Source organism: Vibrio nomapromontoriensis (genome assembly GCF_050337205.1).
Classification (GTDB): Bacteria; Pseudomonadota; Gammaproteobacteria; order Enterobacterales; family Vibrionaceae; genus Vibrio; species Vibrio nomapromontoriensis.
On record NZ_JAKJSS010000017.1, the window covers coordinates 15255 to 27237 of the forward strand.

General features: G+C 45.3%; 11 protein-coding genes. 7 read left to right on the top strand and 4 right to left on the bottom strand.

The window, feature by feature from the left end; genetic code table 11:
- Positions 1-134: 134 nt before the first annotated feature.
- Together wecA (L4D05_RS19995) and wecA (L4D05_RS20000) are read right to left on the bottom strand one after the other, a co-directional pair.
- A complete protein-coding gene (gene wecA, locus L4D05_RS19995; protein WP_428795077.1) occupies positions 135-1214 on the bottom strand; it encodes a UDP-N-acetylglucosamine--undecaprenyl-phosphate N-acetylglucosaminephosphotransferase in 1080 nt (359 codons plus the stop codon).
- A 232-nt stretch (positions 1215-1446) separates the two neighbouring features.
- The gene (wecA, locus tag L4D05_RS20000; protein WP_428795078.1) at positions 1447-2574 is read right to left on the bottom strand and encodes a UDP-N-acetylglucosamine--undecaprenyl-phosphate N-acetylglucosaminephosphotransferase; all 1128 of its coding nucleotides are present in this window, start codon (positions 2572-2574) and stop codon (positions 1447-1449) included.
- A 513-nt stretch (positions 2575-3087) separates the two neighbouring features.
- On the opposite strand from wecA (L4D05_RS20000), the gene L4D05_RS20005 reads away from it, so the two are divergent.
- From L4D05_RS20005 to proX, 6 genes are all read left to right on the top strand, one after another.
- Positions 3088-3498 (top strand): HI0074 family nucleotidyltransferase substrate-binding subunit, encoded by a 411-nt coding sequence (locus L4D05_RS20005; protein WP_428795079.1) that lies wholly within the window; start codon positions 3088-3090, stop codon positions 3496-3498.
- Positions 3488-3811, top strand: coding sequence for a nucleotidyltransferase family protein (locus tag L4D05_RS20010; RefSeq protein ID WP_428795080.1), 324 nt, complete (start codon positions 3488-3490; stop codon positions 3809-3811). Before L4D05_RS20005 ends, L4D05_RS20010 begins: the two co-directional genes overlap by 11 nt.
- Before the next feature lie 448 nt (positions 3812-4259).
- Complete coding sequence (locus L4D05_RS20015; RefSeq protein ID WP_428795081.1) at positions 4260-5654, top strand: MBL fold metallo-hydrolase RNA specificity domain-containing protein; 1395 nt, start codon at positions 4260-4262, stop codon at positions 5652-5654.
- 488 nt (positions 5655-6142) lie between these two features.
- Positions 6143-7330, top strand: a complete 1188-nt coding sequence (gene proV / locus L4D05_RS20020) for a glycine betaine/L-proline ABC transporter ATP-binding protein ProV (protein ID WP_428795082.1) — start codon at positions 6143-6145, stop codon at positions 7328-7330.
- 3 nt (positions 7331-7333) lie between these two features.
- Positions 7334-8410 carry a glycine betaine/L-proline ABC transporter permease ProW gene (proW, locus tag L4D05_RS20025; RefSeq protein WP_428795083.1) on the top strand — a complete coding sequence of 359 codons (1077 nt, stop codon included), beginning with the start codon at positions 7334-7336 and terminating at the stop codon, positions 8408-8410.
- The gene (proX, locus tag L4D05_RS20030) at positions 8411-9418 is read left to right on the top strand and encodes a glycine betaine/L-proline ABC transporter substrate-binding protein ProX (protein ID WP_428753934.1); all 1008 of its coding nucleotides are present in this window, start codon (positions 8411-8413) and stop codon (positions 9416-9418) included.
- 188 nt (positions 9419-9606) lie between these two features.
- Here the strand turns inward: proX and L4D05_RS20035 are convergent, their stop codons facing one another.
- Positions 9607-9837 carry a hypothetical protein gene (locus L4D05_RS20035; protein ID WP_428795084.1) on the bottom strand — a complete coding sequence of 77 codons (231 nt, stop codon included), beginning with the start codon at positions 9835-9837 and terminating at the stop codon, positions 9607-9609.
- Positions 9838-10066: 229 nt separating this feature from the next.
- Entirely contained in the window at positions 10067-10348 is a 282-nt protein-coding gene (locus tag L4D05_RS20040; protein WP_428753937.1) for a hypothetical protein, read from the bottom strand.
- A gap of 513 nt (positions 10349-10861) precedes the next feature.
- Between L4D05_RS20040 and rfbB the strand changes: the two genes are divergently transcribed.
- Positions 10862-11923, top strand: coding sequence for a dTDP-glucose 4,6-dehydratase (rfbB, locus tag L4D05_RS20045; protein ID WP_428795085.1), 1062 nt, complete (start codon positions 10862-10864; stop codon positions 11921-11923).
- The last annotated feature ends 60 nt before the right edge of the window (positions 11924-11983 follow it).

Here is an 11983-nt window from a genome sequence, read left to right on the forward strand (position 1 = left end):
TGAACGGACGCGCCTGCTAAGCCAAGTGTTTAATGAAGTCTTCTAACCTTTAGCCATGCTAGGTAAGTCCAGTAATCAAAAAAGCGAGTAGAGGTGAATTCCCTTTACTCGCTTTTTTTGTTTTTACCGCTGACCTATTTGCTTTCAGCAAACGCTGGCGTTTCGGGCTTTCCCAGTTTTTTTCTAATAAAGCGTGTCACCTTAAAGATGTGTGATAGGCACAGTGCATAAGCGATAAAGCAAGCAATAAAGCCATAAAACATAACAGGCTCTGGGATTTGTACCATTTCACCATAAATACCAAAGCCAGTAAGAAGGGAGGCTAGGCTGCAAATAGCCAGTAAAGTTTGACGAGAGCTCAGCCCCAAACGTTGGCAAATGTGGTGTAAATGTTCACGGTCGGGTTTGAATGGCGAGTCGCCGCGGCGTACGCGTCGGATCATAATTGCTGCCATATCCATTAGAGGTAAGGCTATGAGCCAAAGGGCAGTTACAGGGCGCATGATGGTGCCCGTTTCGCCTTGGCTGCTACTAAGCAGTAACCAAATCACAGTAAAGCCAATCATCATGCTGCCAGCATCGCCCATGAATACCTTACGCTCGCGACCAAGCAAGCCTAAGTTCATTCCAATGTAAGGTAGAGCCGCCACAATAAAAATCAGGCAGAGCAGCGCCAGCTCATGATGGCTTTCTTGATACAGTAAAAAAGCCAATGCGCTAAAAGAAACAATCGCCAACCCGCCTAACAGACCATCAATCCCGTCTACCATGTTAAAGGCGTTAATGGCGCCAATTACGCCAAGTACGGTGATCAGCACGGCAAAGCCACCCAACTCTGTGTGGCCTAAGCCAAACATATCCCCGAGAGTGTGGAGCTCTAAATCGGCGAAGTGCATCATGGCCAAAGACAGTAGCGCCTGGCATAGCATACGGGCTTTAAAGCTGATGTCGTATTTATCATCCAGCGCCCCTAAAACGGTAAGCGCACAAATAGAGAAAAGAAAGAGCTGCGCATGCTCAATTGGCACGTTAAACAGTAATACGGTTAACGTTACCGTGGTGCAAATAGCAATGCCACCTACTAAAGGGACAACGCCTTGATGGTGTTTTCGTGCATTGGGCTTGTCGACTAAGCCAATGGTTTTGGCTAATCGACGGGCAAAAAAGAGTGCCAAAAACGCAGTTATAAAGACAAAGCCGAGAGTTGTAATCATGTTAGCCACTGAGTTATTAGTATTTAGCTGTTTTAGCTGTTTTAGCTGTTTTAGCTGTTTTTATGTCAGGATTATCTGACGCGGCGAATTGTACCGTATTTAGCGTATGATATGAAGAGAAACACGTATTCATAACTGGTAGATATAATGAGTAATCATCAGTTATCTAAGGGGCTGATATGGTGTTTCTTTGCTTTAAGTGCTTATAACACAATGGGTTTAGGTCGCGTTTTTATAACTCACTCTCATAATTAGGAATAGGGACTTTTTTGCGCATAAGCCGAACAAAAGCCGTGATTCTAAACACTTTACTGAGCAACCAGTAATAGATAGCAAAGCCTATTATGAACAGGTAAAACATGGTACTTTCCGCCGCCCCTGAAACCTCGCCCACAATTCCCACCAACGCATAGCAGATGGCAACGATTGAAATTAACAGCAATGTTTGACGCGAGCTAAAACCGATACGTTGGAAGATATGGTGAAGGTGCCCTCTATCTGGCGTCATGGGGGAACGTCCTTTTTTTATGCGTCGACACATAATGGCGACCATATCCATAAGTGGCACCGCAATGATCCATAATGCCGTCACAGGGCGAACACTCAATTCGTTAGGGCTATCTAGAAGACCATAATAAGCCCAGATGGCAACAGTACTAGAAGATGTCTGCGTTAATGTCAGCAACAACCAAATGACGACAAATCCGATCATCATGCTGCCAGCATCTCCCATAAATAAGCGGTAGCGCGCACCCAACGCACCCAAGTTAAGGGCAAGATAAGGCAGTAGTGCGGCTATGAATAGCAAGCATAGCTGTAGGTGAGGGATGTTGCCTTCTAGATAAAACAAAATGGCTAAGCTAGAAAAGGTAATGATGGCCAGAGAGCCCAATAAGCCATCGATGCCATCCACCATATTAAAGGCATTAATCGCGCCGATGACGGCAATGATGGTCATGGGGATCGCCAGTAGTTCAAACTCAACGTAGCCTACACCAAAGGCATTGCCGAAAGTGAGTAACTGTATGTCGGCGAAAATCGCTACACTACCTGCTAAGCTTGCTTGAATTAGTAACCGAACACGGCAAGAAAGATCAAAACGGTCGTCAAGCACCCCAGTGAGTAGCAGTGCAATCATCGTGATAATTAGCAAGGTTTGATGAGGAATAATATTGGGTAAAAACAATAGCGTAAGGCTAATCACTACGCCAATTGAGAGGCCGCCTATTAGTGGGACGTGTCCTTGATGGCGCTTTCTATTAGTTGGGCTATCTACTAAGCCAATAGCAGGGGCGAGTTTGTGATTTAGAAACAGCACTAAAAATGTGCCAATGAAGACGCTAGTGATTTGCCAAGCCATAACCTTTCCAACTTCCGAGTCAAATTTATTGCTTATTGCTTATGAGCTGAATCACTATCTGGAGTCGTCGGGCTTAACAAGGCTAATCGCTGACGAATACAGCCGATGATTAACCATAGGAAGCACGTACTCTCACTGGCGAGTTGAGTAAAGATGTTGATAATTCGTTTTTAGGTTTTTTAGATCTTATCGTTTCGCCACTGCAGATAGTGTTCAAATAGTAATCGATATTTTTAGAGTTACAAGCGGCGCTGTCGGCGGAATAACCGGGTAAGGCTGAGCTAACCTTATGGAATGCTACACATAAGATTTCAATTGGCGGAAGTTTGGTAGGGGCGTAAAAAATAGCAGTAATGTTAAATTTTGGGATCAGTATCGCTAATTGCAGGCGGCAGGCGGCAATATCTAAAAATAGGGAGGTAGTGCTGAAAGAGATCATGACATTTTAGTCACGATTAGGTAATTTAAGGCTCGATGTGGAATGACATGTGATTATTTAATTAGGTGGTGACGATGACCTCAAATCCAGAACGTTGGAAGCAACGATTACAGAATTTGATAATGGTACAGCACAGGCTTAATAGAGCATGTGCACAAGAGCATTACAATGAACTCGAGTTGGCGGGGCTTGTGCAAACGTTTGAATTTTCGTTTGAGTTAACCTGGAAAACACTAAAAGATTTGCTTGAGTTTGAAGGGTTTGATGTCGCTTCTCCGCGCAGCGTTATCCGCACGGCGCTCGAGGCTAAGCACCTATCTTCTGTGCAATGTGAAACACTGTTAGAGGCGCTAATAAAACGTAATCTGTTGTCACATACTTATGATGAAGAGAACGTATTGGAAGCTCAAAAACTCATTTTAGAGGCTTATTCTCCCGTGATTGCGCAGGTTACTCACTATCTCGAGGCGAAAAGTGGACAGTAACCATTCGTTTAATCCTTCTTCTATTGGTCTTAAACCACACCAGTATCAGTTAATAAGTGATGTCATTTTGGACAATACGTTAGTCGTTCATGCGTGGGTGTTTGGCTCTAGGGCGATGGGTAATTATAAAGACAGTTCCGATATCGATATTGCGCATGAGGGGGAGGCTATCTCTTTGAGTGTCATTGCGACATTGCAAGATCGTTTAGAACAATCATCATTGCCATTTAAAGTGGATTTACTAGTGAAACACAAGATTAGTTCTAAAGCCTTACTCATCCATATTGAAACGCATGGGCTTAAATTAAAGTAACGCCTTTGGCCGGTTGTGGGAAAAACCGCCACTCAAGGCGTACTACTACGGTATGTCACGGTATGTCACGGTGCGTACGCCGTTGTCCGCTCACTCTTTATGTGAGTTATTGTAACTCCATCTCCTTGAGTGCTCTTTCACTCGCAAATATTGACTAGCTTCGCGCTAATACCCTGTTTTTTCCTATGCTTTCTAGATGTTTAGAGCAGATGTTTAGAGCAATCGGAAGCGGCATGCTATTCATAACCAACCGAATTCCCATCCAATCTGCGCGTTCTAGAAAGCACCGCCCCATTTCGTTTAATGCGCAAAATACCGATATCTCTAAATGGCTTTATTTCTGTGAGCGGCGCGGAAAGGGAGAGTATATGGAAATCTTATCAAGCGCGTTATTCACACGACAAGGTTAATCACTCATTATGAAACACGACATAAATAAGGAGAGGGAATGCCACACGCGAGCAAAGGCGTGCCGTTGACAGCCCAGGTAAATGTTACCGATCAGGTGAGCGTCATTCATCATGGTGGTAAAGCGTCAGTCACGGGATCGTGTCATGAGTTGAAGATAAACGGACATTCATTACTGATTGATTGTGGCTTATTTCAAGGTCGCGACGCGGCTAATCGTTCGCTCGATATTGAGTTTAACACTGGCCATATTCAGGCGTTAGTGCTTACTCACGCCCATATTGATCACATAGGCCGGCTACCTTGGTTAGTGGCGGCGGGCTTTCAAGGCCCGATCTATTGCACGCACGCGACGGCGCACTTAGTGCCGTTGATGCTAGATGATGGCTTAAAGTTGCAATTAGGCTTAACGCGCCAGCAACGAGTGCGGATTCTAGAGCGAATTAAACGCCAGCTACGGCCAGTGGATTATGCAACCTGGGTGCCAGTAAAAGCGCGGCGACAAGGCTATTTTACCTACCTGCGTTTTAGCCCAGCAGGGCACATTTTGGGGAGCGCGTACGTGGAAATAAAGCTCCCTAACCATGAAATAGCGGTGTTTTCTGGCGATCTTGGCCCGAAGAATACCCCATTATTGCCCGATCCTCAGCCGCCAAAACGCGCCGATTATCTGTTTATTGAAAGTACTTATGGCAATAAGCAGCATGAAAGCGTGCACGCGCGAAGTGAGCGACTACTTACGGTGATCACTAAGAGTCTAAAAAACGGTGGGGCGATCATTATCCCGGCATTTAGCGTGGGTCGAACCCAAGAGCTGTTGTATGACATCGAATCATTACTGCATCAACGGCAGTTATCTCAGTCTCTGCCAATCATCATAGATTCTCCGATGGCGACAAAAATTACCACGGCGTATCGGCAGTATCGAAAATTGTGGACGAGTGAGGCGAAGAATAAGCGCAATGCGGGGCGTTATCCGCTTAATTTTAGTCAGTGCGTGGTAATAGATAGCCATAAAGCGCACGGAGCCTTAGTGAATCGCCTTGCGTCTACGGGTGAGCCTGCGATCGTGATTGCCGCGTCGGGCATGTGCATGGGTGGGCGTGTAATGGATTACTTACAAGCGCTGCTACCCGATGCGCGTAGCGATGTGATTTTTACCGGCTACCAAGCCAAGGGGACATTAGGGCGGTCATTGCAAAAGGGCGATACTGGCGTGTGGATAGAGAACGAAAAAGTGACGGTGCAAGCCAGTATTCACACTATGTCGGGGTATTCGGCGCACGCCGATCAGCGTGATTTGTTGGAGTTTATTATTGGCTGTAAAAGCCATTTAAAACAGCTGCACCTCATTCATGGTGACAAGCGGAGTAAAGACGCGCTGGTGGAACAGATTGCGCCGCACTTAGCGCCTTCAGCAATTATCTTCAACTAGCGCCTTCAACTAGCGTCTTTTGCTAACTGTTTTTTTTGGAAGCGGGTTTTGTTCGCTTTTTTTAGCTAGCGTGTGATGGGGTATTTTTGATGAAGTGGCATGAAGACAGAGAGTCGCGCTGCGAAGCATTTAGTAGACGGTGTCTTTTTAGGTAGCACGTCTCTGTTAATCTAGATAAGACAGTACGCTAGAAATTTAGTTAGTGCTCGAACTATTGTGAGATCTTGTATGTTAGCACAATGTCATGGCGTGGTGGTGTGTCCCCTTATTGCGGTATTGTTCAAAAGGATGATAGAGGGAATTTAGCTAAGGGGTTAGATTAAAGTTACATTTAATCAATGCTTTAAATTGTGACTAATGCAAGATAATGTTTTGTTGTGGTAAGGTTTATGCAGTGCATGTGAATGATATACCTTGATTAACGAAGGCAAATTACTTAGAGTACTAACCGTTTATTTGCATGGAAACACCTTAAAAGGACAAACAATATGGATCCCATACTGGAAGTTAAGGGACTGTACAAAGTGTTTGGAGAAGACACTGACCGCGCATTTTCAATGATCAATGAAGGTGCCGACAAAGATGAAGTGTTTGAAAAAACGGGCTTAACCATTGGGGTTAACGACGTCTCTCTTAGCATTAATGAAGGCGAGATTTTTGTTATCATGGGCCTTTCTGGCTCTGGTAAATCGACGTTAGTACGCCTGCTTAATCGACTCATCGAACCTACTCGTGGCAACGTGCTACTTAAGGGCAAAGACATTGCCCACATCTCTGAAGATGAACTTCGCCAAGTCCGCCGTAACAACATCTCTATGGTATTTCAAAACTTTGCCCTCATGCCTCATATGACGGTGATTGAAAACGCGGCTTTTGGTTTAGAGCTCGCGGGAATTGAGCTTGATAAACGCCGTGCATGTGCATTAAGTGCGCTTGAGCGCGTAGGGCTCGGTGCATACCCAGAATCATACCCAGATGAATTATCCGGCGGCATGAAGCAGCGCGTAGGCCTTGCTAGAGCGCTGGCGTGCGATCCCGATATTTTATTAATGGATGAAGCGTTTTCTGCGCTCGATCCTCTTATCCGTACCGAAATGCAAGATGAGCTGATTCGTCTGCAAAACGATGACAAGCGCACCATTGTGTTTATTTCTCATGACTTAGATGAAGCGATGCGCATTGGTGATCGGATTGCCATTATGCAGCATGGTGAAGTGGTTCAAGTCGGTACGCCAGACGATATTCTTAATAATCCGGCCAATGATTACGTCGAAGCCTTCTTCCGAGGCGTCAATGTGGCTAGTGTGCTCACAGCCAAAGATATTGCCCGTAAAAAGCCGGCTGCAGTATTTAAAAAATCTGAACATGACGGCCCAGCATCGGCTTTGCAGATCCTAATGGATAACGATAGGGATTACGGCATCGTGGTTGAGAAGACCAGCCATTATTCTGGCATTGTTTCTGTGGATTCTTTGCGCCTAGCGCACAAAGAAAACCGTACGTTAGTGAGTGCTCAGCTTGAAGCAGGGTTAACCCTTAAGCCTAATCAGCCAATCAATGACATTCTAGGTGCCGTTGCAAGCGTGCCGTATTCGGTGCCAGTGGTGGATGAAAGTGGCCACTACTTTGGTGTTGTGACGAAATCACGATTGCTTCAGACGTTAGATAAGGGATAAATCATGTCATCAGAAACAAGTAATGATCCGTGGTCACAGCCAGCGAGTCAGCCCGCTGCGGATCCTTGGGGTCAAACGGTGGAGTCTCCAGCAGCGAATGACTGGTTAAGCAGTGAAGTGGTAGAAGAAACCTCCTTCGACATCTTAAACCCTTTTGAAGAAGCCGTGCTTCCTGTCGATAACTGGGTTGAATCAGGATTAAACTGGCTGGTGGAACATGGCCGTCCGGTATTTCAGGCCATTCGCGTGCCTATCGATTTTATTCTAAGTTCATTTGAGACGGCATTAGTGTCTACGCCTGCGCCGTTCATGCTGGTTTTATTGTTTTTATTGGCGTGGCAATTTTCTAACTTAAGGTTGGGCCTTGCGACGGCCGTGTCGTTTACCTTTATTGGCTTAATTGGCGCGTGGTCTCAGGCGATGGTGACGCTGTCGTTGGTGATGACCTCGGTGTTTTTCTGCCTGCTGATTGGCCTGCCTTTAGGGATTTGGCTGGCTCGCAGTCATACCGCGGCTAAGTTTGTGCGGCCTATCTTGGATGCGATGCAAACTACCCCTGCCTTTGTTTATCTGGTGCCTATCGTCATGCTGTTTGGCATCGGTAACGTACCGGGTGTGGTCGTGACCATTATTTTTGCGCTGCCACCTGTGGTTCGCTTAACGATTTTAGGTATTCAACAAGTACCGGAAGAGCTAATAGAAGCGGGTCACTCGTTTGGTGCCAGCAAGAAACAGATGCTTTATCGAATTCAGCTGCCACTCGCGTTGCCAACAATAATGGCAGGCGTGAACCAAACCTTAATGCTGTCGCTGTCTATGGTGGTGATTGCGTCAATGATTGCGGTGGGCGGTTTAGGACAAATGGTACTGCGCGGCATTGGCCGTTTAGATATGGGGCTGGCGGCCGTTGGCGGTCTTGGCATTGTTATTTTAGCTATTTTACTGGATCGCATTACTCAAGTATTGGGCGTTAACGCAGGCAATACAAAGCTGCGTTGGTACCACACGGGACCTGCGGCAATCTTATTGAAAATTTTTACTCAGAAGCGTACTCAAAACACTGAAATTTTGGAGAAATAAATGAAGACTTCATGGAAGAAAAGCTTAGCGGTTGGCGTTGTGTCTGCCTTAGCGGTATCTAGCAACGTATGGGCTGAAAAGCTGCCGGGCGAGGGCGTAACGGTCCAGCCTGTACAATCGACGGTTGCAGAAGAGACGTTTCAAACCCTAATTGTTAACCGTGCGCTTGAAGCTCTGGGTTACGATGTAAAAGACACCAAAGAAGTGGATTACAACGTGGGGTATACCTCTATCGCTAAGGGCGACGCAACGTTTCTAGCGGTGGGTTGGTTTCCGCTTCATGGCGATAAGTACACCAAAGCTGGTGGTGATGAAAAGTTCTACCGTAAAGGTCAATACATCAGTGGCGCAGCGCAAGGTTACCTCATTGATAAAAAGACCGCTGAGCAATACGGTATTACTAACATCGGTCAATTAAATGATCCAAAAATTGCCAAGCTGTTTGATGCAGACGGTGACGGCAAAGCAGACCTGACAGGTTGTAACCCAGGCTGGGGCTGTGAAATGGTGATTGAAGAGCAACTTACAGCGTTTAAATTACGCGACACCGTGAGCCACAACCAAGGTAATTATGCGGCGATCATCGCTGATACGATCTCACGTTACAAGAACGGCGAACCAGTGCTTTACTTTACGTGGACACCGTATTGGGTAAGTGGCGTATTGGTGCCAAATAAAGATGTGGTGTGGCTTGAAGTGCCATTCTCGGCATTACCGGGTGAGCGTAAGGGCGTGGATACCACATTACCAAATGGCAAAAACTACGGTTTTGAAATGAACGCGATGAACATTATCGCTAATAAAGAATTTGCTGAGCAAAACCCAGCAGCGGCGAAACTGTTTGAAATCATTAAACTCAACATCAATGATGTGAGTGCGCAGAATATGATGATGAGCAATGGCAAAAACAGCACTGCAGATATTGAATCGCACGTGAATGGCTGGATTAAAGCCAACCAAGCTCAATTTGATGCATGGGTAGCGGAAGCGAAAAAAGCGGCACTGTAGTGCTTTATTATATGCTGTAAATGCAATCAGCGATCTAATATAAAAAGTACCACTTAGTAAAAAACCAGTGACGTAAGGTCGCTGGTTTTTTGTGGACAACTTATAGAACTGGTCTTATTAGCGCGTTGTTTATCGTAAGTCGTTTTTTACTCGTGGTGTGTTTGCGTTCTATCCTAGGTCCTAGGAACCTAGTCCGGCATGGAGCGGCGCATGTCGTCAGACTTTTTAAAAAACCAAAATGATCCAATGCAAAAGAAGAGTGCACAAAGTGAAGCTAGGATGATTTGGATATTGTCGGTCATTAACAGTGACCCAATTGCGGCCATGGCCATGGTAATTACGGCAAGTTCAATAAAGCGCCCAGCGCCTTTGTTTTTGTGACGAAATGATGCATAACGAAGTGTAAGTGCAAATCCCATGGGTGATAGACTCCTAGTGTTTGTAACTGCTCACTTCCTTGGTGCAGCCTTTATGAGTGATTAATATTATTAATTAGTAACATTATTAGAATACGGCAGTCAGAATCGATTCATTAACTCAACTCGTTAAAAGTGGAATGAATCTCTAATTTATAACACTATCAGTTAGAGGTGCTGCACAATAAACAGACAAGACAATAGGTGGGTTGTGAGTGAACACATTGCTTGGTTACCAGTGCAGGTCGAGGTCTTGTCCTGCGATTATTCCCACCTCTATGGTTTGCCAGCGCTCAATGATCTGAGAGACGTCTTGGGCGCTTAATCGCTTCTGTTTGATTTGGCCCTGCTTTGTTTTGAGCTCAAGTACGAACTGGCTGGTGGTTGGCGTTGAGTCATTGTCGATGCTTTTCCAGCATACGCTAGACGCTTTAGGATCTTCTATTGGTCCCCAAGCAAGGGCAAATCGGGTATCGGGTAGGTTTACCCATAAAGTCAGAGAGCTACAATCCATAAATCTTCCTTGATAACGGTCTGTGATGAGGCGATGCGTTATAGCCTTTATTATATTGCCTATGCGGAAATGGCTATTCTTCGTGTTGTGCGTGTTAGATTTGTTGCGTAATTGTTAATGTATCGTCTTTGGCTTTTATTGTCTAGGGAGAGAACGTCAGTGCCATAAACCTAGTCACCAAGAGATATGAGTTAAATGGCTAATGTTGGATACGTAAACATCGTAAGCAATGACATTTCATGATTAGTGAAACGTAGGATAAAGAGGCATGAGTGAGTAAAATGACCGAGCGGCTTCTTTCAACTAAACTTATCAGGTAGATACTAGTGTTAAACGTCAATTTGGCGTTGGGATAATGTATCGCACTCAACAATGAAGTCAGGTACAATTTGGGCAGTTTAACCTTAGATGTAGCGTGTAGTTTAAACACTAAGGTTTAATATTAAATCGCAGGAATATGGCCTTTGGGAGCGTAACCCAAGGGCGGTAGCGTGCTTAATAATAAGGTAGAATATGAAGATATTGGTTACGGGCGGTGCAGGATTTATTGGCAGCGCGGTTATTCGACACATTTTGGCGAATACCGCAGACAGTGTTGTGAATGTTGATGTATTGACCTATGCAGGTAACCTTGAATCTCTGCCTAATACTGAGTCCAATGCTCGCTATGTCTTTGAACAAGTTGATATTTGTGATTTACCATCGCTAGAGCGCGTATTTGCTGAGCATCAGCCTGACGCCGTGATGCACTTAGCGGCAGAGTCGCACGTTGATCGTTCTATCGATGGTCCTGCTGCGTTTATTCAAACCAACCTTGTAGGGACTTTTAATCTGCTTGAAGTTGCTCGCCAATACTGGAAAACCCTAAACAGTGACCAGCAAGCGGCATTTCGATTTCACCATATTTCTACCGATGAAGTGTATGGCGATTTAGAAGGTACGGACGATCTATTCACCGAAGAGACCTCTTATGAGCCAAGCAGCCCTTATTCGGCAAGTAAGGCCGGGTCAGACCATTTAGTACGAGCATGGGGGCGAACCTACGGTTTCCCTATTTTAGTGACGAACTGCTCTAACAACTACGGTCCGTACCATTTCCCAGAAAAACTGATCCCACTCATGATTTTGAATGCCTTAGAAGGTAAACCTCTTCCTGTGTATGGTGATGGCATGCAAATTCGTGATTGGTTGTTTGTGGAAGACCATGCGCGCGCCCTTTATAAAGTAGTGACGGAAGGCGTGGTGGGAGAAACCTACAATATTGGCGGTCATAATGAAAAAGCTAATATTGAAGTCGTGAAAACCATTTGTACCTTGTTAGAAGAATTGGTTCCGAATAAACCACAAGGCATTTCACAGTATCAAGACCTTATTACTTATGTGACTGACCGCCCTGGACATGATGTGCGCTACGCGATCGATGCTTCTAAAATTGAGCGTGAGCTTGGTTGGACGCCAGAGGAAACCTTTGAATCAGGCATTCGAAAAACCGTTGAATGGTATTTAAACGACCGTGAATGGTGGACTCGTGTTTTAGATGGTTCGTATTCTGGTGAGCGCCTAGGCACAAAGTAACCAACTTCATTTATTTCAGTGCTCTGTATTAAGGCTCCTCCTTAGGACCGAGCACCAAGA